This window comes from Actinacidiphila sp. bgisy144, assembly GCF_057708105.1.
Genome location: NZ_JBYIRM010000037.1, coordinates 62,276 through 82,933 on the forward strand (window position 1 = coordinate 62,276; position 20,658 = coordinate 82,933).

The window sequence follows — 20,658 nt, forward strand, 5'->3', positions numbered from 1 at the left end:
GACTGAGGAGTGATGCTCATGTCAGGACGAGCGTTACGGGTGGGCGGAGCCGTGGGCGGGGCGCTCATGCTGCTCGCCGGCTGCTCCTTCGGCGCCCACCCGCATGCCACCGCCACCGCTTCGCCCTCCGCCGCATCCGCGCCGCCACCCGTCGGGAGCATCGAGCACCCCCGGCCGGTGGAGTGCGTCGACGGCTTCGTCCCGCCCGACAACTCCCCCTCCCCACCGCGCCGCACCACCCATCCGGCCGGCTCCCCCACGACCGCGCCCACCTCCCGTTCCCCGCACTCCCCGCACTCCACCCGCGCCGCCTCCCCGTCCACATCGTCGACCACCTCCGCGTCCACCTCCGCCTCCCAGACCGCCGATCCCTCGGTTACCGCCCACCCGGGCACCACGCCCTCGGGCACCGCCGACCCCACCACGGCACCCGCTGGCTCCGACATCGCTGTCGGCCCCCTGACCTGGCAGGGCCTGGGCGACCTGGCCGACGGCGAGCAGCGCGACCTCGGCCGGCAGAACTCCGGCGGCTGGCACTACCGCATCGACACCCTGCTCCATGCGGGCACCAGCGTCACGGTCACGGTCGGCGCCGAGCAGCGGGCCCGCGCCGGGCTGGAGTTCGGCGGCGAGTACGGCTCCGCTCCCGCGCCCGCGGTCTCCTTCCACGCGTGCCCGGGCTCCCCCACCTCCTTTCACGGTGCGTTCTTCGTCGCCGGTGACGGCCGCGCCTGCGTGCCCCTGGACATCAAGGTCGGTGACACCCCGACACGGCATGTGGTGATCTCTTTCTTCAGCGGACGCTGCCCTGCGTAGGGTGGTGGCATGACCGAGTCCAGCCCTGACCCCGCCTCCCCCTCCGAGCCGCCCGGCGAGCCCGCGCACGACCCGGAGGTGCTCCAACTCGCCGCTCAGGTCTTCGACCTGGCCCGGCAGGGCGACACCGACAAGCTCGCCGCCTATGTCGACGCCGGGGTGCCGGCCGACCTGACGAACGACCGCGGCGACAGCCTCGTCATGCTCGCCGCCTACCACGGCCACGCCTCGACGGTGCTCGCCCTCATCCAGCGCGGCGCCGACGTCGACCGGATCAACGACCGCGGTCAGACCCCGCTCGCCGGTGCGGTGTTCAAGGGCGAGCAGGACGTGATCAGCGCCCTGGTGGAGGCCGGCGCCGACCCGGCCGCGGGCACGCCGTCCGCGATCGAGACGGCCCGCGTCTTCGGCCGCACCGAACTGCTGGCGCGCTTCGGCGCGCAGTGACCTGACCTGACGCCCGGCGCGCACGGGAGCCGCACCACCGGCTCCCGTCAGCCCGGCCGACACCTCGCCCCGAACCGCCCGACGCCGAGCCGACAGGTCCCCAACGCAGCCGCCAACCGCCCGGCCGCCAACCGCCCGACCGCCAGATGCCCGGCCGCCGGACGCCCCGCCGCCACCGCCGGTTCAGGCGATCGCTGCCGCCCGCGCCGCCAGCCGCGCCGCGCCCTGCGCCGTCAGCGAGCCGTACAGCCGCAGCCGGGATATGCCCCCGTCGGGGAAGATCTCGATCCGGGCATCCGTGGCCGGAGCGGCGACCTGGATACCGGCCGGGGCGCCGCCCGGGACAGCGGCGGTGCCGTCCTCGACGACGAACCGGTGCACGGTGTCGGGGTGCAGCCGGACCCGGTCGAGCAGTGGCCGCCAGGGGCCGTCCGCCCCGTCCCGTAGGGACAGCGTGGCCCAGCCGGCCGCATTGCCCTTCAGGTAGGCGGTGTCGATCTCTATCGCCCGGATCACGCCTTGCTCGGCCAGGCGGTACTCGATCCAGTCGTGGCCGTGGTCGCGGCGGCGCCGGGTCTCCCAGCCGTCGTCCATCCGCCGGGAGCGGCCCGGCAGGATGGTGTGCTCGGGCGGCGAGTAGAAGCGGTCCGAGGCGTTCCGGACTGCGCCGCCGTGTTCCAGGGCGACCAGGTCGAAGGTGCCGAGGGCGGCCAGCCAGGCGGGGTCGGCCACCACCTCGCCGTACACCCGCAGCCGGGCGACACCGCCGTCCGGATACTGACGGAGCCTCAGGTGGGTGAAGCGCCGCTCCCGGCGGATCGCGAAGGCGTTCTCCGCGTGGCCGCCGACCGGGGTGCGCGGCACCAGCGCGGTCCATGCCACCGACGGGTCCGCCACCTCCTCGGCGCCCGCCGACGGGGAGAGCGCGGCGGCTTCCACCGAGACGGACCGCGGGTAGTTGCCGCGGAAGTGCGCGGTGTCCACCACGACGCCGCGGACCACCCCGGGCACCGCGAGCCGCACCACCGCCCAGTCGTGGTCCTCCGCTTCCGGGTGCGGGGCCGACGCGGAGCGGCCCCGGCGCCTGCGGGTCTCCCAGCCGTCCATCACCTTGCCCTTGTGTCCGAACCGCTCGGGGTCGAAGACGGCGGGCCCGGGCAGGAGCAGATTCTCCCGCTCGGCGAAGAACTCGTCATTGGCCGCGACCACCCCCGCCCCGAGCCTGCGGTCGGTCAGCTCCGCCAGCCCGGTGAAGGGGAGCTCGGCCCGCCGGTAGTCCGCGAAGGGATTCCCCCCGCCGTACGGCAGCGCGTCCCCGGTGAAGCCGGTCAGCGCGGTGAAAGCCGCTTCCGCTCCCGTCCCCGCGCCCGCGGCCACACCGGCGGCCGCCGTTCCCGATTCCGTACCCACCCGAACCCCTCCTCCTCGCCGGTCCTCCCTTGCCCCTTTTCCTGCCCCTACTCTCCCCCCTCCGACACTTCAACTCCAGCGATAGTTTTTGAACATTCCGTTCAGCTCAACTTCACAGTGGGGTCCAGTTCGGCGGCGTGCCGCAACGCGCCCATCGCCCGCCGCACCAGCGCCGCGTCCTCCGTGCCGGCGCGGACCGCCGCCACGATCCTGCGCACCGGCCGGTCCACGTCGAGCGGCCGCACCGCCACCTCCCGCCGCCACCCGCCGACGGCCGCCATCTGCGGCACGAGCGCGATCCCCAGGCCCGCCGACACCAGCGAGAAGATCGCCGGCCAGTCGGAGGCGGCGTGCGCCTGCTCCGGCACGAACCCGGCGTCGGCACAGGCCGCGAGGGTCAGGGTGCGCCACGGCCCGGCGCTGCCGAAGATCCACGGCTCCTCGGCGAGCGCGGCCAGCCGCAGCCCGGGTTCGGCGGCCAGCGGGTGGCCGATCGGCAGCGCGATGTCCAGCGGGTCGGTGAGCAGCGGGAAGACCGTGAACCTCGGATCGCGGGCGGTCGGCGCGTCGACCGCGAGGGACACCGCGACGTCCACCGCGCCCGCCGCCAGCTCCTCGAAGACCGCCGCCGCCTCGACCTCCCGCACCGACACGGTGACGGCGGGCGCCGAGCGGCGCAGCAGTTCCGCGGCCGGCACCACGAGCCGGCTGATCGCGGTGGCGATGGTGCCGATCGTCACCAGCCCGGCGTCACCCCGTGCGTACCCCTCCAACTCCGCGCCCGCGCGCTCCAGTTGGGCGAATACCACCTCGGCGTGGCGGAGCAGGACGTGTGCCGCGCCGGTCAGCCGCACCCCGCGGCCGTGCGCCTCGACGACGGGCGTCCCTATCTGCTTGGAGAGCACGGCGAGCTGCTGCGACACCGCCGACGGCGTCATCCGCAGGGCGGCCGCGGCGGCCGTGACGGTGCCCGCGTCGTGCAGGGCGCGGAGGATGTGCAGCTTCTTGAGTTCCCACTCCTTCATACGGCCAGCCTAAACAGTCCTCCGCGGATCGTACGGCCGATGCCGACGAGTCGGGCGCGGCCTCCTATCCGTCGAAGCCGCCGTGCCGCCCCTCGCCGGCCGCGAACCGGGCGACCCCTGCGGCCATTTCGGCGAGCGAGACCTGCCCGTGGGCGAACTCCCCCGCCAGCGCCTGCTGTTCGGTCTGCCCTTCCTGCTCCAGCAGGGACATCCGGTCCTCGCGCAGGCAGGTCTGCGGGAACGCGGCGATCCGCGCGGCCAGTTCTTCGGCGGCGGCGCGGGAGGTGCCGACCGGGACCAGCCGGTCGGCCAGGCCGATGGCGTGGGCCTCGGCCGCGTCGACCGGGCGTCCGGTGAGGACCAGGTCCATCGCCCGGCCGGCGCCGATCAGCCGCGGCAGCCGTACGGTCCCGCCGTCGATCAGCGGCACGCCCCACCGGCGGCAGAACACTCCGAGGACGGCGTCCTGCTCGACCACCCGCAGGTCGCACCAGAGCGCCAACTCCAGCCCGCCCGCGACCGCGTGGCCCGCGATGGCGGCGATCACCGGCTTGCCCAGCCGCAGCCGGGTGGGGCCCATCGGTCCGTCGCCGTCGGCCGCCAGCCGGTTGCCGCGCGCGGTGCCCACAGCCTTGAGGTCGGCGCCCGCGCAGAAGGTGCCGCCCTCGCCCCACAGCACGGCGACGGCCGCCTCCGGGTCGGCGTCGAACGCCCGGAAGGCGTCCGCGAGCGCCTGCGCGGTGGGCCCGTCGACGGCGTTGCGCGCGTGGGGCCGCGACAGCACCACGGTGGTGACCGGGCCCGAGCGCTCGGTGCGTACCGACGGCGCCGTCGGTTCGGGCGGCACCGGCCGTACGGGCGGTACGGGCGGCTGCGGCATCGTGCGGAACTCCTCGCACTCGTACGCGTACTGGGGCGCGGACACCGTACTGCGCCGCGGGCCGGTCAGCTGTGCTCGGACAGCAGCACCGCGACGGTCCCGGGTTCGAGGGCGCGGAAGACGTGCGGCACGTCCCCGGGGTAGCTGACGTAGTCGCCGGGGTGCAGTTCGACCGGGTCGTCGGTGATGCCGACCATCGCGCGGCCGGTGCTCAGCACCACGTGCTCGACCACGCCGGGCATGTGCGGCTCGGACTCGCGGTCGCTGCCGGTCTGCGCGGAGACGACGTAGATGTCCCGGCGGGCGTTCGGCGGGCAGGACGCCAGGAGCGTGGCGACGTAGGAGGAGTGTTCGGCGGTGAAGGTGGGGCCCTCGCCGGCGCGGATCACCTGGACCCGGGGCGGGGGCGGGTCGACCAGTTGGGCGAAGGGCACGTCGAGGGCCACGCTGAGCGCCCACAGCGTCTCCACGCTCGGGTTGCCGGTGCCGGACTCCAGCTGGGAGAGCGTGGACTTGGCGATGCCGGCGCGGCGTGCGGTCTCGGCCAGCGAGAGCCCGGCGCGGCGGCGCTGGTGCTGAAGGGACGCGGCGATGGCGGCGATCGGCGGGCCGCCGCGGGGTCTGTCCTCCGTCGTCATACCGGGTGGCTCCAGTTCCTTCGGGCGTCGATCTTCGTCCGGCCGTCGCTCTGCCGTCGTTCGGTGGAGACGTCGTGTCGTTCGGCTTGACGAACGCGGCTTCCTTATGTTCATTCTATACGGTGATCCGTTCGATATGGCGAACCCGGGACAAGAAGCTGGCGGACCTGCTGCGCGACATCGCGCTGGTCTGCGTGGCCGACGCGCTGGTCGGCGCGTCCTTCGGCGCGATCACGGTGGGCCTGGGCCTGCCGCTGTGGCTGCCGATGCTGATGTCCGTGGTGGTGTTCGCGGGGGCGGCGCAGTTCCTCTTCGTCGGGATCGTCGGCGCCGGGGGCAACCCGCTGGCGGCGCTCGCGGCGGGCCTGCTGGTCAATGTCCGGCACGTGCCGTTCGGCTTCGCGGTCGGCGACGTGCTCGACGGCACCGGGCCGCTGCGCCGGCTGCTGGGCAGCCATGTGATGGTCGACGAGACGGTGGCGTTCACCCTCGCACAGCGCACCCCGGCCCGGCGGCGTACGGCGTACTGGCTGTGCGGGGCGGGCCTGTTCGCCGCCTGGAACCTCGGGGTGGCGGCGGGCGCGTTCGGCGGGCGGGCAGTCGGCGACACCGACGCCTTCGGGCTCGACGCGGCCTTCCCCGCGGTGCTGCTCGCCCTGCTGCTGCCTTCCCTGGACCGGCCCGGCAACCGCCGCGCGGCCTTCGCCGGGGTGGTGATCGCGCTGGCCACCACGCCCTTCCTGCCCGCCGGGCTGCCGGTCCTGCTCGCCCTCGCCGGGGTCGCCGCGGGCCTGCCGTACGGCGCCGAGGCGGATACGGAGCACGCACCCGCAAACGCCCCCGCCGACGCTCCCGCCGACGCCGCCCCCACCGAGCCGAGGCCCAGCCGATGAGCACCGAACTCCTGGCCACGACCGCCGCATTGGGAGCAGGCACCTTCGCGTTCCGCTTCGCCGGGCCGGTGTTGCGCTCGCGGATCACCCTTCCGGCCCGCTTCGAACGGCTCATGGCCGTCGCCGTGGTCGTGCTGCTGGCCGCCCTGGTGGCCACCTCCGCCCTGACGCAGGGGCACGGCTTCGCCGGCGCCGCGCGCACGGCGGGAGTGGCGGTCGGCGGGCTCTTCGCCTGGCGCCGCGCCCCGTTCGCGGTGGTCGTCGTCGCGGCGGCGGCCACGGCCGCGGTGCTCCGCCTGCTCGGCGCGAGCTGAGCCGCGCGACCGCCCCCACCACCTCGGCACCCTTGACACACCATCACCCCCCACACCCTCGGCGCGATGCGCGTAGGGCCGAACTCCCTTGGCCGACAGTGGAGGTGGTGGAGGTGACAGCGGGACGACAGATCGTGTTACCTGTCATGTCTCCGTCGATTCATGGCCCGCGGGCACCGTCTGGGCGGAGCGACACCCCCACAGGAGGACACGTGACCGTTCGGTTGATCCGCCGAGCTTCCCTACGTATTCGCGCCGCGCTACTGGGCGCATCGACGCTGTGCCTCGCCTTCACCGTCGCGGGCGCCGGCGGCGGAGCCGCTTCCGCCGCCGACACCGACTCGCTGCCGTTCTCCGGCACCACCGGCTCCGGGCTGCACAACACCTACGACCCGAGCGAGTTCAGCTACCTCGCGCAGTCGCTGGACACCGGGACGTCGATGATCGAACTGGACGTCTGGGACGACTTCGTCACCAAGGAGTGGAAGGTCAGCCACTCCAACCCGCTGGGCAACAGCAACAACTGCGTGAACGCCTCGTCTGCGGCCGACCTGTACACCGGCGGCGCCAACAAGGACCTGGAGAGCTGCCTCGACGACGTGCGGGTGTGGCTCGGCGCGCACCCCGGCCACGGCCCGCTGATCATCAAGCTGGAGATGAAGGCCGGTTTCCAGACGACGTACGGGATGAGCCCGGCGAAGCTGGACCAGTCGATCACCGACCACCTGGGCAGCCTCGTCTACAAGCCGTCCGACCTGCTGACGAAGTCCGACGGCAGCAAGTACGCCTCCCTGGACGCGGCGGCGAGCGCGGGCAACTGGCCGACCCGGCAGCAGCTCGCGGGCAAGGTCCTGCTGGAGGTCATCCCCGGCACCGTCGAGGAGTCCAACCCCACCGACTCGCTGTGGACCGACCAGGAGTACGCCGACTACCTGGCCGGCCTGCAGAGCCAGGGCAAGCTGTCGCAGGCCAACATCTTCCCCGCGGTGCACAACGCGGCGGCCGGCGACCCGCGGACGCGCTACTCCGACGCCTCGATCCGCCCCTGGTTCGTGGTCTTCGACGGTGACGCGGCGACGTATCTGAACGGCAGCATCGACACCAGCTGGTACGACACGCACCACTACCTGCTGATCATGACCGACGCGCAGAACGTGCCGCCGACGCTGGACGACACCGCCCCCACGGCCGCGGACGCGCAGGCCCGGGTCGCCCAACTGGCCGCGGCCCACGCCTCGATCGCGTCCAACGACTGGAGCGGCCTGACCGGCGTCCAGGCGACGGTGCTGCCGCGCGGCTGACCGCGCGGACGCACCGAATCCCGACGGCCCGGCCGGTCACGCACCGGTCGGGCTGAGGTGGACGGCCGCGAGCTGCCAGCGGCCGTCCACCTCCACGAGGGTCTGGGTGATCCGGAAGCCGGCATCCGCGTCGCGCCCGTCGAAGACACTCTGCTGGCGCTGGACGCCCACCGCCACGGCGCAGCTCCCGTACTGACGCAGCGTCACCTCGGTCCAGGTGAAGTCGTCGTGCACCAGCGCGCCCGACGCGTACCGGTCGAGCCACTGCGCCTTGCCCAGCACGAAGCCCTGCGGGCCGACCGCGGTGAAGTCGTCGGTGAGCAGGGCGTCGAGAGCGGCGACGTCGCCGCGCCGCTCCGCCTCGGCCCAGCGCCTGCCGAAGTCGGCGAGCTCGCCGGGGTGTTCGCCCGCAGGCAGCGTCCGCACCGCTGAAGTCTCTGGCATTCTGGCCTCCGTTGCACGTGTACCGCCCCGCAGGGGTCTCACCATGAAGACCCGCGCGGGCAGGGATTCGTGACATCGGCCGACGGCGGACACCCGTACGGCTGCCGCCGGAGCCGGCCCGCACCGACCGGCCGGCGCGCTCCCGCAGGGGTAACGCCCCGGAGCGGGAGGGGGCAACGGGCACAAACGGGGGACGGCGCCGGCGGCGCGGGCGGACCCGGCCGCCGGCACGGTGGAGGCGTGCCGTCAGGCGGCCAGGGACTGGCCGTCGCCCATCACGATCACCGGGTGGTCGGCGGGCAGCAGGGTGCGCAGCAGCGTCACCATGTGGGAGGCCGCGATGCTGACGCAGCCGTGCGTGGGGCCGCCGTGGTCGACGTGCACCCAGATGCCGCCGCCCTTGCTCGCGCCGAGCGGCTGGGTGCCGTCGAGCGGGGAGGTGCCGGGGACCCGGTTGTAGTCGATCGCGATGACGTAGTCGAACGCCTCGTCCAGGGTCTCGCCGTCGAAGCCGACCCCGCCGGCGTGGAAGCTCGACGAGTGGTCGTACGGGAGCTTGGTGCCCGGGTCGGCGTCGAACCCGCCCGCGTCGTGGAGGGTGAACACGCCGATCGGGCTGTGCAGGTCGCCGGCGTGGTGGTCGGCGGTCCAGCCGTCCTTGGCGTTGTGCGCCGTCCAGGTCGCGCCGGGCTGCCAGTGGCCGTCGGACCGTCTGGACCAGAGCGTCACCAGGGAGTCCGAGGAGTTCTTGGCCCGGCCCGAGGCCACCAGCACCTGCCGGCTGTTCGCCGGGATCTTCGCGCGCGTCCTGGGACCGAGGCCGGGGATGGCCAGGGGCATCGGGTCGGACGACGGCGAGGCGCTGCCCGCGACCCGCGCGGCGGTGCCGGCGGCGGAGCGGGCGGCCGCGTCGCGGTTGTCGGTGGAGGCCGTGCCGTAGTGGTCGGTGGCCACGTAGCCGGCGCCGAGCAGGGCGAGGCCGAGGGCCGTCACCGACACGGCGACGGCCGCGCGCTTCGCGGTGCGGCGCGGCCGCCGGTGCCGGCGAGGGCCCCGGTCGTCTTGGCTGGGACGCTGGGTGGTCGCGTCCGGGAGGGCGGCAGTCATCGCGACGATCCTCGCAAACCCGGAGCCGGAGTACATCATCCAACCCCCGCCAACGCCCGATTCGCCCTACAAGTCACCTTCGTGGCGCACAGATGTGCGGATGTTCGAGCGTCTGACGGGGCGTCATATCATCCGACCCCATGTCAGCGACCCCAGTGGGATCAAGTCAGGCAAACGGCCCAAAACCCGCCATCGGCGGGCCGGTTCAGCTCGCCCCGAAGGCGATCCGGCGCCCCCGCTTCGCCCTTGCCGGCGAAGGTCGCATTGTCATCGGGCGGTCGGACGCGTACGGGCGGCGCGCCCCGGTCCGGACGGCGACGGCGGCAGCGGCGAGGCGGTCGGGGTTGACGCCGTCGGCACCGCACCACCCGACCCCGCGCCGCCCGACCCCGCGCCGCCGTGCGCCGCGGTCGCGGCGGCGGGAGGGGAGGCGGATGCCGTACGCCCGCGCCCGCCCGGGAGTTCGCGACCGCCGCCGCCCGCGACGACGTACACCGCCAGGCACACGCCGGCGACGGCGATCACCGCCGCCGACCACGCGGCGCCATGCCGGCTGCCGCGCCTGCGCCGACGCCCGCGCCCGCTCCTGGCTCCGACCCCGGCCCCCATCGGCTGCCTCCCACGTCCCGCACCTGCACGGCCCGTTCGCACAGGAGACGGCGGGACCGCGGGGCGGATAACGGAAACCGGTGGGTCGGGCGGGCGCACTCCCGTGGGGCCGCCGAAAGGTCGTTCGAGCCCGGCTGGGAGAATCCTGGGAGAACGCTGTGCGCGACGTCCGGCGCGCGGCTCGGCGGAACCGGTGGATAAGTAGGTACCGCGTGTATACCCTCTGTGTATAGTGAGGAGTGGGCGCGCCCGAGCGGGCCTGCCGACACGACGAGGGGGAGTTCCCGCATGCGCACGACCACAGCGCGCCGAGCCCGCGCGCTGACCACGCTGCTGGCGGCCGCCACCATGGCCTTCACCCTGACCGGGTGCAACGGCTACGACGCCACCTCCCCGGCCGCAGCGCGCAAACACCTGGCGACGACCGGGGCCGCCGCGTTCGCCAGCGGCGCGAAAGGCAGCGTGGACTGCCGCAAGGTCAAGTGCATAGCGATCACCTTCGACGCGGGACCGAGCGTGCGCACCCCGCAGATCCTGGGCATCCTCAGCAAGTACCACGTGCACGCGACCTTCTTCACGCTCGGCAAGAACCACGTGATGAAGCACCCGCAGATGGTGCGGGACATGGTCGCGCAGGGCCACGAGGTGGAGACCCTCACCTGGAGCCACCAGATCCTCACGAAGATCAGCTCCTCCGAGATCCGCAAGGAGATCACCCAGGGGCGGGACGCGGTGCAGAAGGTCGCCGGGGTCACGCCCACCCTGCTGCGCCCGCCGCAGGGCCGGACCAGCAGCAAGGTCACCAAGATCGTCAAGCAGCTCGGCATGTCCGAGGTGGTCTGGAACTCCGACGGGGCCGACTACCGGACCACCGACTCCAAGCTCATAGCGTCCCGGATACTCAAGTCGGCCAAGCCGGACGGGATCATCCTGCTGCACGACCTGGTCGACAAGACGAACAAGGGCTACAACGGCACGGTCGCCTCGATCGCCCCGATCATCTCCACCCTCCAGGCCCGCGGCTACACCTTCGTCACCGTCAAGCAGCTCCTCGCGCCCGGCACCCCGCAGGCGGGCAAGGTCTACAAGTAGCCCCGGCGGCCCGCTGTCGGTCCGGCGTGATATCCAAGCCTTTGGGGAGCACGCGACAAGGGGGCGGCAGATGGCGTGGCGGAGGCTGTTGCAGGTACGCCAACCGGAGGGGCACGCGTACGCGCTGCGGCCGCGCGGCAGGGGTGCGGCCGTGGACCGCGCCTTCGGCGATCCGCGGCTGGCGGAGATGAGGCAGGCCGCCCAGGGCGGCGCCGAGCGGTGGCCGGTGCTGCGCGCCCACCTGGCGGCGGCCGACGGCGACGAGGACCTGACGTTCCTGGTCGAGGGCGTCGGGGACATCGCCCAGGTCGAGCAGTGGACGCGCGAGGTGGCCGACGCCGACCCCGGCGACACCCTGGCGCTGCTGGTCTCCGGCGCCCGGCACGTGGAGTGGGCCTGGCAGGCGCGCGGCCGGGCGAGCGGCGCCCACGTCTCCGCGGAGCAGTGGAAGGTCTTCCGCGAGCGGCTGCTGGTCGCCGAGGAGCAGCTGTACGAGGTGGCCGAGCGCGAGCCGTCCTGGGCCGCGCCCTGGTACTTCCTCCAGGTCAGCGGCCGCGGTCTGGGGGTCGGGCAGGAGGCGGCCGAGCGCCGGTTCGAGGCCGTGTGCCGCCGGGCGCCGGGCCATGTCGCCGCCCACCGCCAGCACCTCCAGCAGCTGTGCGCCAAGTGGGGCGGCAGCCAGGAGCGGATGCACGCGTTCGCCAGGAGGTCGGCACTCGCCGCCCCCGAGGGCAGCGGCCTGGGACAACTCGTCGCACAGGCCCACCTGGAGGACTGGATGGAGGCCGGCGGCGATCCGGACTCCACCGTCCTGCACGCCCCGCACGTGGTGCGCGCCCTGCACGAGGCGGGCGCGCGCTCGGTGCACCATCCGGCGTTCGCCCGGCGCGGCGACTGGGCCGTGGGCGTCAACACCTTCGCGATGGCGTTCGCGCTGGCCGGGGAGGACGCGGCGGCCCGCGCCATGTTCCGGATGGTGCGCAAGGCCCCCACCGAGATGCCGTGGCGGTACATGGACGGCAGGTCGCCCGCCGTGCCCTTCCTCGCGTGGCGGGCACGCGTCGGCGCCTGACCTCGGTCCCCGTTCGCGCCCGCACGCGCCCGACGCCGCCACCGCGGCTGTTCCGCGCCCGCGCCGCCGCTCCCCCGCGCTCCGCTCCCGCCTGACGCATCCCGTACCGGGCACCCCGCACCCCGCCCGACGTATCCCGCCCGACCCCTTTGACGACAAGGCTCCTCGGTGTCCGACGACGCACAGACCACCCACACCTTCCAGGTCGACCTGCGCGGCCTGGTGGACCTGCTCTCCCACCACCTCTACTCCAGCCCCCGGGTGTACCTGCGCGAGCTGCTGCAGAACGCGGTCGACGCGATCACCGCGCGCCAGGCGGCGGACGCGGCGGCGCCGGCGCGGATCAGCGTGCGGGCCGGCGACGGGCGCCTGACCGTCACCGACACCGGCATCGGGCTGACCGAGGCGGACGTGCACCGCTTCCTCGCCACGATCGGCCGCAGCTCCAAGCGCACCGCCGCCGGGCCGCTGGACGGCGACCAACTCGCCGCGGCCCGCAACGACTTCATCGGGCAGTTCGGCATCGGCCTGCTCGCCTGCTTCGTGGTCGCCGACGAGATCACCGTACGGACCCGGTCGGCCGCCGACCCGGCGGCGCCCGCGGTCCAGTGGCGCGGCAGGTCAGACGGCCGCTACACGATCAGCCTGCTGCCCGCCGCCGAACTGCCGGAGCCGGGCACCACCGTGACGCTGGTGCCGCGCGCCGACGCCACGGAGTGGACCTCCCACGACCGGGTCGTGGCGCTGGCCCGGCACTACGGCAGCCTGCTGCGCCACGAGGTCACGGTGGCCGACGAGCGCGGCTCCGTGATCCGGATCAACGGCACCCCGCCGCCGTGGCAGGCGTCCCACCCGTCGGTGTCGGCCCGCCGGCAGGCGCTCGCCGACCACTGCCGGACGGTGTTCGACTTCGTGCCGCTGGACAGCATCGAGCTGGACCTGCCGGTGGTCGGCCTGCGCGGGGTCGCGTACGTGCTGCCCACCTCGGTGCACCCGTCGCGGCAGGCCGGGCACCGGGTGCACCTGAAGGGCATGCTGCTGTCGGACCAGGCGCCCGAACTCCTCCCGGAGTGGGCGTTCTTCGTACGGTGCGTGGTCGACGCCGACAGCCTGCGGCCCACCGCCTCGCGCGAGGCGCTGTACGAGGACGAGACGCTGGCGGCGATCAGGGACGCGCTCGGGGCGCGTATCCGGGACTGGCTGACCGGGATATCGGCGAGCGACCCGGCGCTGCTGCACCGGTTCATCGCGGTGCACCACCTCGCGGTCAAGGCGCTGGCCCGCTACGACGACGCGCTGCTGCGGCTGCTGCTGCCGTGGCTGCCGTTCGAGACGACCGACGGGCAGGTGACGCTCGACGAGTTCGCCCGCAGCCACCCGGCCGTGCTGGTCACGCAGACCGTGGAGGAGTTCCGCCAGGTGGCGCCGATCGCGGCCGCGGCCGGGCTCGGCGTGGTCAACGGCGGGTACGCGTACGACCGGGACCTGGTGCACCGGCTGCCGGAGGTGCGGCCGGGCACGTCGGTGGTCGACCTCGACCCGGCGACGGTCACCGCGCACCTGGACGCGGTGGACCCTTCGGCGGAGCTGGCTGCGGCGGCCTTCCTGCACACCGCGCGCGAGGTGGTGGCGCAGTTCGACTGCGACGTGGTGCTGCGGGCCTTCCACCCGGTGAGCGCGCCCTCACTGCTGCTGGACAACCGCGAGGCCCGGCACGAGCGGGCGCGCGGCGAGCTGGCGGGGCAGGCGGACGGGCTGTGGGCGGACATCCTCGGCTCGCTGCGGGCCGAGGCGCCGCGCGCGCAGCTCGTGCTCAACCACCTCAACCCGCTGGTGCGCAGGGCCGCCTCGATCAGCGAGCCGGGCCTGGCGACCACCGCGATCGAAGCGCTCTACGGGCAGGCGCTGCTGCTGTCCCGGCGGCCGCTGCGCGCCTCGGAGAGCGCCCTGCTGAACCGGGCCTTCATCGGCCTGCTGGACCACGCGATGCACGAGGAGCGGTGATGCTGGAGACCTCGGAGGCCGTCTTCGACGCGCTGCGGGAGAACAACGAGCGGCCCTTCGGACGGCAGCGCACGCTGCGCGCGGAGGAGCTGGCCGAGGCGGCCGGGCAACTGGCGGACCGGGGCGCCCTGGTGACCGCGCTGTTCGAGCTGATGTCCGCGTACACCTGGGCGGGCGAGGAGCGGAAGTCGCCGGTCGTCTTCGCGCGGCTGGTGCGGATGTGGGACGAGCACCCGGCCGACTTCAGCGACTGGGAGGAGCACCAGCTCTACTGGCGCTACAAGTGGGTGACGACCGCGCTGCTCCAGGTGCCGGACGTGCCGCTGGCGGCGGTGGAGCGGTGGACCGAGGAGATGCGGGACCGCTACCAGGCCGCCGGGCACGGCCTCCAGCCGGTGCTGGCGATGCGCTACCACATCGCCGAGCACACCGGCGCGGGTCTCGACGAGGCGTACGACCTGTGGGCGACCCGGCCGCGGACCGACCTGAGCGACTGCGAGGCGTGCGAGACCCGGCACCGGGCGCTGTGCCACCTGGCGTCGGGTGACGAGGAGCGGGCGCTGCGGGAGTGGCAGCCCGTACTGGCGGGCGGCCAGACCTGCATGGAGGAGCCGTACGTCAGCATGGCGCACGCGCTGCTGCCGCTGCTGCGCGCCGGGCGGCTGGACGAGGCGCGCTCGCACCACCTGGTGGGCTACCGCTTCGCCCGCGGCAAGCCGGACATGCCCTACGCGCTCGGCCTGCACCTGGAGTTCTGCGCGCTGACCCGCAACGAGGCGCGCGGGCTGGAGCTGCTCGCCGAGAACCGGTCGATGTTCGACGTGGTGGGCTCGCCGCTGGACCGGCTGAACTGGCTGACGGGTGTGGAGGTGCTGCTCGCGTGGCTCGCCGCGCAGGGCCACGGCGCGCTGGCGGTGGCCGGTCCGCCCGGCCGCGCCTGGACGGTGGACGCGCTGCTGGCGCATGTCCGGCAGGAGGCGGAGCCGCTGGCGGCGGCGTTCGACCGGCGGAACGGCACGGCGGCGGTCGGCGCGCGGCGGCGGGAGCGGCTGGCGCGGCGCCCGCTGCTGGACGAGCCGCTGGCGCTGGGGGTGCGGGCGGCGACGCCGCTGGCTCCGTCGGCAGGGGCGGCGGGGGCGTCCGGGGGCACGGAGCCCGGCAGTACGGCTCCCAGCGGCGCGGCCCGCACGGAGGGCGCACCCGCCGGGGCGGTCCCCGCGGACTTCGCCGAACTGGTGCTGCATGTCAGGGCGTTGGCGGCGGACGGCCGGCCCGACGCGGACCCGCTGTGGGACCGGATCGGGGCCCGGGCGGCCGAGCCGGGGTACGTCCATGACGAGGCCGCGCTCGGCCCGGAGCAGGTGCTGACCGCCGAACTCGCCGAGCACGCCGGGTTCGACGGCCTCGACCGGGAGCAGTGGGCGCGGGCCCGCGCGGAGTTGCTGCGCGCGGCGGAGCTGTACGAGGCGGCGGGGCTGTCCGGGCGGGCGGTGACGGCGCGGGCCAGGGCCGCGGTCGCGGTGTTCGCGGCGGCCGACCCGTCGGCCCCGGCCGGCACCACCGATGCCGCCGATACCGCCGATACCGCCGATACCGCCGATACCGCCGAGGCCCCCGCTGCGTCCGGCGCCGCCGCCGTGTCCGGCCTGCCCGGCCCGGCTGCCGCACGCGCGGAACTCGACGCCGAACTGCGGCTCGCCGCCGACCTGTTGGCCGAGGAACGCATCGCACCGGACCGCTACCTCGCGGTCCTCCAGTGCGAGGCCATGACCCGGCGGCGCCAGGTGATCGACGAGCTGCCGGCGCCGGGCGAGGCCGCGCGGGCCGCGTTCGACGCCGCCGTGGCGCGGCTGATCGGGGAGGCGGCCCGCCTCGACGTGCCGGCCCGGGCGTCGGCCGCCCGGCAGTACGCCGCCGACGTAGCCATGCGGCTGGGCGACTTCCGAACGGCCGAGGCGGAGCTGGCCGGCGCGATCGAACTGCTGGAGGGCACCGGCCAGTTGTGGCGCACCCCGCGGGCGCTGGCGCTGCTCGCCCAGGTCCGGCTGCACGGCGGCGCGCCCGGCGAGGCGGTCGCGCTGCTGCACCGGGCGCTGTCGGCCGCGACGCGCTGGCCCGACCGCTCCTTGCACCTGGGGCCGCTGCACGCGCTGTTGGGGCACGCCTACGGCCGCGACGGCGACGCGGCGAGCGCGATCCGGCACCTGTCGGAGGCGGCGGACCGGATGGACCGGGACGGCGCGGACCAGAGCGCCGCGCAGGTCCGGGTCGAGCTGGCCGACCTGCTGACCGCCGAGGGCCGCCCGGCCGACGCGGTCGCGGTGCTGGAGTCGGTGACGCTCGGCGACACCGCCGGGATCGACCGCCGGCTGCTCGCCCAGATCCGGCTGGACCTGGGCCGCGGGCTCGCCGCGCTCGGCGAACTGCGGGAGGCGGCGGCCGAGTTCGTGTCCCTCGCGGACACCGTCGCCGGCTGGGAGGGCGACCGGGGCACGCACACCCTGGTCGCCTGCGAGGCCGCGGTGGCCCTGGCGCGGTCCGGCCAGCCGGCGGCCGCGCGCGGCGCGTACGAGCGGGCCGTCGCCTCCCACGCGCGCGGCCCGCGGCCGGCCCCGCTGGCCGCCATGATGCGCGAGTTCGCCCGCCTCGCGATGGAGGCCGAGGACGCCGAGGGCCTGCCGGCCGCGCTGCGCCACCTGGCGGCGGCGGACGAGCTGTGCGCCGAGGTCCCGCCCGGCACGCCGGACTTCGCGCACTGGTACCACACCGGCGCCACCGCCTACCAGCGCGGACGCGCCTACGCCGCCGCCGACGCGTACGACGAGGCCCTGGCCGCCATGGAGCAGGCGATCGAGGCGTACGCCGAGGGCGGCCGGGCGGGCGAGGAGCCGCGGGCGGAGGCGGTGCGGATCGCCGCGCTCATCGAGGGCAACGCGCTGGGCGACGTGCCCGCGGCCACCGCCCGCCTCGCCGCGGCGATCGAGCGCTGCACCGCGGCGGAGCTGCCCGAGGCCGCCGAGGCGCTGGCGTCCGTACGGGACGGGCTGGCGGCGCAGCGGCAGCAGGGGGCGGACGGCGGCTGAACGGAGCGGCGCCGGCCCGTACGCGGGTCGGCGCCGCCGCGGGCCGCGAGGGCCGGACCAGGTCGGACCGGGTCGATCCGGGTCGGACCGGGTAGATCCGGGCCGCCCCGGATCGACCCGCCCCGCCGCGGGTCAGGCCGCCGGGCCCGGGGCGGCCGGCGCCGGGCCGTACTCCCGCATCGCCCACTCCACGACCGCCTCCAGGTGGGCGTGGTGGGCGCCCTTCCAGTACACCCGCTCGCAGGCGGTGCAGCGGGCGAAGACGTCGTAGGACTTCTGGGTGCCGTCGCGCAGGCGGTCGCGCACGGTGTCCTTGTCCGCGGCGACCAGCGGGCCGTTGCAGGCCACGCAGCGGGTCCAGGGGGCGAGCGGGGGCGCGAACCGGCCGAGCACGTCGCTCAGTTGCTCCTGCGGGCGGTCGCTGTAGACGTAGCCGCCCGCGAAGATCTCCCGGCGGCGCAGCAGCCCGCGGTCGCGGGAGAGCATCACGCGCCGCTCCTGCGCGGAGCGGCGGGCGAGGGCCGGGTCGCCGATGTCCTCGTTCTCGTACGCGGCGTCGACGCCGAGCAGCCGCAACCGGCGGGCCAGCGTGCCCAGGTGGACGTCGAGGAGGAAGGCCGGCGGGCCGGGGATCTGCTGCGGCCGCCGTACCGCCTCGATCGCGATCTCCTCGCCCGCCGCGGGCACGTGTCTGGCCGGCACCCGGCGGCCGCCGGCGCGCAGGGCGCCCACCTCGGTGAGCGGGATGCCCAGCGACTCCACCACGTGCCCGAGCGAGGACATGCCGTCCGTCACCACCTCCGCGGCGCTCCCCCGGTACCCGGCGGCCACGAAGACATGCAGTTCAGGGGCGATGCGCACGCTGATCCGCGGCTTGTCCGCGGTGTTCTGGCTCACGTCCCCAGCATCCCACCGCCCCGCGCCCGCCTTCCACGCCTTTCCGCGCCGCTGTCAGCACCAGACCGCCCTTTCGGACCTGTCGGCGGGTCCGCCTACGATGGCCGCATGGAGATCAGGACGACCCGCTTCGACCACCCGGACGCCATACGTCTCAACGACCTGGTGCAGCTGGAGTACGCGGAGCGGTACGGCGACGGCGACGCGACGCACATGGCCGCCGACCACTTCGACCCGCCGCGGGGCCTCTACCTGCTGGGGTACGACGCCGACGGCAAGCCCGTGGCCAGCGGCGGCTGGCGGGCGCAGGACGATGCGGCCGAGGGCTTCACGGCCGGTGACGCGGAGATCAAGCGGATGTTCGTGGTGCGGTCCGCGCGCGGGCGGGGCCACGCCCGGGCGATGCTCGCCGAGCTGGAGGCGACCGCGGCGGCCGCCGGCCGGACCCGGATGGTGCTGGAGACCGGGCAGAAGCAGCCCGAGGCGATCGCGCTGTACACGTCGTGCGGGTACGTCCCGGTGGGCGGCTTCGGCCACTATCGCGACGAGCCGCTGAGCGTCCACTTGGGCAAGCCGCTCGCGGGCTGACCGGCGCCGGGCGGTCACCGCCGGGCGCGCCGCCTGCTGCGCCTGCCGCTCCAGGCGGCGAACAGCCCGCACAGGACGCCCGCGACGAAGGTGATCAGCAGCGCCGACCACAGCGGCATCCGCACCACCGGCCCGATCAGCCGGATCGGCACCTCCCGGGTGTTCTCGAAGATGAACACGAGCGCGAGCACCGCCAGCACCAGCGCGGCGATCCGGCGCGGCGTCATCGCCTCCCGCCACCGGCCGCGGGTGGGCCGGTCCGCCCTGTCGGCGCTCATCGCGCTCACCTGCCTCCGGTCCGCGGGACGCCCCCTTCGGTCCATGGTCACCGCAGGGGCGGCCGCACGGGCCGGGAACTACTCCGAACAGGTGACGGCGGCCCGGCCACCGCCCGGGGCGGGCCGCCTCACGGCCGCAGCTCCTCGTAGACGGCCATCACGCTGCGCGCCTGCTGCTCGACCTGGTCCGCGACCGGCACCCAGCGCGGCCGGTAGGCGGCCTCGTACGCCGCGCACCAGGAGTCGACCAGGCCCGTCACGGCCGGCAGCGCCGCGATCCGGCGCAGCATCGCGGCCGCGCGCAGCGGGATGCGCTGGGCGTAGACCTCGATGCTGGTGACACGCGCGGTGGTCATCTCCGGCAGCGGCCAGGCGTCCGCGGGGCGCACCGCGGGGTCCCACTCGGCGCTGAGCTGCGGGCCGATGCCGACGAGTTCGCGCACGGTGCGCAGCATCGGGCTGTCGGCGCCGACCACCCGCGGGTCGATCCGGTCCAGCAGCCGCGCCACGGTCGGCAGGTCGCGGCGCAGCGCGGCGCCGGCGACGCGCAGGGCGCGGTCGGCGTCGGGGTGGGGGGTGGTATCGGCGGCGCGGTCGCAGGCCCACATGGGCACCTCGACGACCGCGGTCACCCCGTCGTACCGCCCGGCGTGCGCCCAGGTGGAGTGGGCGCCGTCGCCGGCGGCGGAGGCGGGCGGCATGACGTAGACGCCGGGGCCCGGGCTGGGCCACTGGAAGGCGTCCGAGGAGCCGCTCTCCAGCGGGATGTCGAGTTCGGCGGCGGACTTGGCGATCCGCTCGGGGACGCCGGGCACGTCCCGGGTGAGCTGGACGAAGCTGCCGCCGACGTCGATGCCGTGCAGGGAGCACTGGAGCACCGGGCGCAGCCGGTCGAGGAGTTCCACCAGGGTGCGGGTCTCGGGCAGGGCCGCGGAGCGCACGGCCCCGTCGGTGGGCAGCCACTCGGGCTGTTCGGCGGCGCACGGCCGGAAGAAGTGCTCGTAGTGCCGGCGCAGGGTGTAGGGCCCGGTCAGCCAGGGCTCGTTGAGGGCCGCGCCGTCGGGGTCGATGCACAGCAGGAAGTGCCAGGTGCTGCCGTCGCCGGCGCCGGCGCGGCAGGACTCGGCGATGCGTTCGGCCAGTTTCAGGCTGGTGGCGCCGCCCACCGCGGCCTCGTTGGCGTGCGGTCCGGCCACCACCAGGACGTTGCGCGGTCCCTGGCCCACCGTCAGCAGCTGGAGCGGGCGTCCCGCCCGGGACCGGCCGACCTCCGCCAGACGGCACAGCCCCTGATATCTCCACGTGAGACGACGAGCACTCTCGGTGATTTCGCCCGTCGTCGGATAGCGCTCTTCCGTCACCGCAACCCCCTGCCGCGGACCCCCGAGCCGCACCCCGCATGACGGCTTCGAGTTCGGTTCCGTCAGTAGGTCACGCCCCCGCGAAGGTGTCAACGGTGCTACCGGCGCCGCTCCCGGGCCGGGTCGGGACGCCCGTCGCCGGACCGGACCCGGAGGCGGGCGCCCGGGGCCGGGTGCACCACGTCGGGACGGGGCGCATGCGTGCCCGGGTGCGCCCGGCGCGCGCCCCGGGGTCCGCGCCACACCGGATAGGACCCGAGCCGCATGCCGAACGCGCAGCTCAGCGGGGTCCTGCGGGTGCTCGCGCCGTGCCCCGGGCGGTGCGCCGGAGCGCGCCGCCCGGCCGCCTCCGATCGGGCCCGGACGGGCCCGCCGCGGGCCCGGGCGGGAGGGGCCCTG

General features: G+C 75.0%; 19 protein-coding genes. 10 read left to right on the forward strand and 9 right to left on the reverse strand.

Annotated features, from left to right (window positions below; genetic code table 11):
- Positions 1-18: 18 nt before the first annotated feature.
- Together AC3EVP_RS31390 and AC3EVP_RS31395 are read left to right on the forward strand one after the other, a co-directional pair.
- Complete coding sequence (locus AC3EVP_RS31390) at positions 19-816, forward strand: hypothetical protein (RefSeq protein ID WP_435135781.1); 798 nt, start codon at positions 19-21, stop codon at positions 814-816.
- A 9-nt stretch (positions 817-825) separates the two neighbouring features.
- Positions 826-1,263: an ankyrin repeat domain-containing protein gene (locus tag AC3EVP_RS31395; protein ID WP_335978703.1), complete on the forward strand. Its 438-nt coding sequence runs from the start codon at positions 826-828 to the stop codon at positions 1,261-1,263.
- 183 nt (positions 1,264-1,446) lie between these two features.
- Here the strand turns inward: AC3EVP_RS31395 and alc are convergent, their stop codons facing one another.
- From alc to AC3EVP_RS31415, 4 genes are all read right to left on the reverse strand, one after another.
- Positions 1,447-2,640, reverse strand: a complete 1,194-nt coding sequence (alc, locus tag AC3EVP_RS31400; protein WP_435135811.1) for an allantoicase — start codon at positions 2,638-2,640, stop codon at positions 1,447-1,449.
- A gap of 134 nt (positions 2,641-2,774) precedes the next feature.
- Positions 2,775-3,698, reverse strand: coding sequence for a LysR family transcriptional regulator (locus tag AC3EVP_RS31405; protein ID WP_435135783.1), 924 nt, complete (start codon positions 3,696-3,698; stop codon positions 2,775-2,777).
- Positions 3,699-3,762: 64 nt separating this feature from the next.
- Positions 3,763-4,578, reverse strand: coding sequence for a crotonase/enoyl-CoA hydratase family protein (locus tag AC3EVP_RS31410; RefSeq protein ID WP_435135813.1), 816 nt, complete (start codon positions 4,576-4,578; stop codon positions 3,763-3,765).
- Positions 4,579-4,643: 65 nt separating this feature from the next.
- Entirely contained in the window at positions 4,644-5,216 is a 573-nt protein-coding gene (locus AC3EVP_RS31415; RefSeq protein ID WP_435135785.1) for a helix-turn-helix domain-containing protein, read from the reverse strand.
- 122 nt (positions 5,217-5,338) lie between these two features.
- On the opposite strand from AC3EVP_RS31415, the gene AC3EVP_RS31420 reads away from it, so the two are divergent.
- The 3 genes from AC3EVP_RS31420 (at position 5,339) to AC3EVP_RS31430 (ending at position 7,724) form a co-directional block, all read left to right on the forward strand.
- Positions 5,339-6,109 (forward strand): AzlC family ABC transporter permease, encoded by a 771-nt coding sequence (locus AC3EVP_RS31420; protein ID WP_435135787.1) that lies wholly within the window; start codon positions 5,339-5,341, stop codon positions 6,107-6,109.
- Positions 6,106-6,423, forward strand: coding sequence for an AzlD domain-containing protein (locus AC3EVP_RS31425; protein WP_335978710.1), 318 nt, complete (start codon positions 6,106-6,108; stop codon positions 6,421-6,423). Before AC3EVP_RS31420 ends, AC3EVP_RS31425 begins: the two co-directional genes overlap by 4 nt.
- Before the next feature lie 212 nt (positions 6,424-6,635).
- Complete coding sequence (locus tag AC3EVP_RS31430) at positions 6,636-7,724, forward strand: phosphatidylinositol-specific phospholipase C domain-containing protein (RefSeq protein ID WP_435135789.1); 1,089 nt, start codon at positions 6,636-6,638, stop codon at positions 7,722-7,724.
- 36 nt (positions 7,725-7,760) lie between these two features.
- Here the strand turns inward: AC3EVP_RS31430 and AC3EVP_RS31435 are convergent, their stop codons facing one another.
- Positions 7,761-8,168 (reverse strand): nuclear transport factor 2 family protein, encoded by a 408-nt coding sequence (locus tag AC3EVP_RS31435; RefSeq protein WP_435135791.1) that lies wholly within the window; start codon positions 8,166-8,168, stop codon positions 7,761-7,763.
- A 246-nt stretch (positions 8,169-8,414) separates the two neighbouring features.
- Complete coding sequence (locus tag AC3EVP_RS31440) at positions 8,415-9,275, reverse strand: L,D-transpeptidase family protein (RefSeq protein ID WP_435135793.1); 861 nt, start codon at positions 9,273-9,275, stop codon at positions 8,415-8,417.
- An 897-nt stretch (positions 9,276-10,172) separates the two neighbouring features.
- Here AC3EVP_RS31440 and AC3EVP_RS31445 point away from each other — a divergent pair.
- The 4 genes from AC3EVP_RS31445 (at position 10,173) to AC3EVP_RS31460 (ending at position 17,135) form a co-directional block, all read left to right on the forward strand.
- Positions 10,173-10,976: a polysaccharide deacetylase family protein gene (locus AC3EVP_RS31445; protein WP_335978717.1), complete on the forward strand. Its 804-nt coding sequence runs from the start codon at positions 10,173-10,175 to the stop codon at positions 10,974-10,976.
- Between the two features lie 70 nt (positions 10,977-11,046).
- Positions 11,047-12,048 (forward strand): hypothetical protein, encoded by a 1,002-nt coding sequence (locus tag AC3EVP_RS31450; protein WP_435135795.1) that lies wholly within the window; start codon positions 11,047-11,049, stop codon positions 12,046-12,048.
- Positions 12,049-12,216: 168 nt separating this feature from the next.
- The gene (locus tag AC3EVP_RS31455) at positions 12,217-14,052 is read left to right on the forward strand and encodes an HSP90 family protein (RefSeq protein WP_435135797.1); all 1,836 of its coding nucleotides are present in this window, start codon (positions 12,217-12,219) and stop codon (positions 14,050-14,052) included.
- Positions 14,052-17,135: a tetratricopeptide repeat protein gene (locus AC3EVP_RS31460; protein ID WP_435135799.1), complete on the forward strand. Its 3,084-nt coding sequence runs from the start codon at positions 14,052-14,054 to the stop codon at positions 17,133-17,135. Before AC3EVP_RS31455 ends, AC3EVP_RS31460 begins: the two co-directional genes overlap by 1 nt.
- Before the next feature lie 132 nt (positions 17,136-17,267).
- On the opposite strand, the gene AC3EVP_RS31465 is transcribed toward AC3EVP_RS31460, so the two are convergent.
- The gene (locus AC3EVP_RS31465) at positions 17,268-18,032 is read right to left on the reverse strand and encodes a Mut7-C RNAse domain-containing protein (RefSeq protein WP_335978723.1); all 765 of its coding nucleotides are present in this window, start codon (positions 18,030-18,032) and stop codon (positions 17,268-17,270) included.
- A 108-nt stretch (positions 18,033-18,140) separates the two neighbouring features.
- Between AC3EVP_RS31465 and AC3EVP_RS31470 the strand changes: the two genes are divergently transcribed.
- Complete coding sequence (locus AC3EVP_RS31470; protein WP_435135801.1) at positions 18,141-18,620, forward strand: GNAT family N-acetyltransferase; 480 nt, start codon at positions 18,141-18,143, stop codon at positions 18,618-18,620.
- 14 nt (positions 18,621-18,634) lie between these two features.
- Here AC3EVP_RS31470 and AC3EVP_RS31475 read toward each other — a convergent pair whose 3' ends face one another.
- Both AC3EVP_RS31475 and AC3EVP_RS31480 read right to left on the reverse strand, forming a co-directional pair.
- Complete coding sequence (locus tag AC3EVP_RS31475; RefSeq protein ID WP_335978725.1) at positions 18,635-18,898, reverse strand: LapA family protein; 264 nt, start codon at positions 18,896-18,898, stop codon at positions 18,635-18,637.
- A 128-nt stretch (positions 18,899-19,026) separates the two neighbouring features.
- On the reverse strand, positions 19,027-20,292 hold the full coding sequence (locus tag AC3EVP_RS31480; RefSeq protein WP_435135803.1) for a M14 family zinc carboxypeptidase: 1,266 nt from the start codon (positions 20,290-20,292) through the stop codon (positions 19,027-19,029).
- Positions 20,293-20,658: the final 366 nt, after the last annotated feature.

Coding starts and splice junctions, on each gene's coding strand:
- AC3EVP_RS31390 (WP_435135781.1), top strand. CDS start 19: ATGTCAGGACGAGCGTTACGGGTGGGCGGAGCCGTGGGCGGGGCGCTC.
- AC3EVP_RS31395 (WP_335978703.1), top strand. CDS start 826: ATGACCGAGTCCAGCCCTGACCCCGCCTCCCCCTCCGAGCCGCCCGGC.
- AC3EVP_RS31405 (WP_435135783.1), bottom strand. CDS start 3,698: ATGAAGGAGTGGGAACTCAAGAAGCTGCACATCCTCCGCGCCCTGCAC.
- AC3EVP_RS31410 (WP_435135813.1), bottom strand. CDS start 4,578: ATGCCGCAGCCGCCCGTACCGCCCGTACGGCCGGTGCCGCCCGAACCG.
- AC3EVP_RS31415 (WP_435135785.1), bottom strand. CDS start 5,216: ATGACGACGGAGGACAGACCCCGCGGCGGCCCGCCGATCGCCGCCATC.
- AC3EVP_RS31425 (WP_335978710.1), top strand. CDS start 6,106: ATGAGCACCGAACTCCTGGCCACGACCGCCGCATTGGGAGCAGGCACC.
- AC3EVP_RS31435 (WP_435135791.1), bottom strand. CDS start 8,168: ATGCCAGAGACTTCAGCGGTGCGGACGCTGCCTGCGGGCGAACACCCC.
- AC3EVP_RS31440 (WP_435135793.1), bottom strand. CDS start 9,275: ATGACTGCCGCCCTCCCGGACGCGACCACCCAGCGTCCCAGCCAAGAC.
- AC3EVP_RS31445 (WP_335978717.1), top strand. CDS start 10,173: ATGCGCACGACCACAGCGCGCCGAGCCCGCGCGCTGACCACGCTGCTG.
- AC3EVP_RS31450 (WP_435135795.1), top strand. CDS start 11,047: ATGGCGTGGCGGAGGCTGTTGCAGGTACGCCAACCGGAGGGGCACGCG.
- AC3EVP_RS31460 (WP_435135799.1), top strand. CDS start 14,052: ATGCTGGAGACCTCGGAGGCCGTCTTCGACGCGCTGCGGGAGAACAAC.
- AC3EVP_RS31470 (WP_435135801.1), top strand. CDS start 18,141: ATGGAGATCAGGACGACCCGCTTCGACCACCCGGACGCCATACGTCTC.
- AC3EVP_RS31475 (WP_335978725.1), bottom strand. CDS start 18,898: ATGAGCGCCGACAGGGCGGACCGGCCCACCCGCGGCCGGTGGCGGGAG.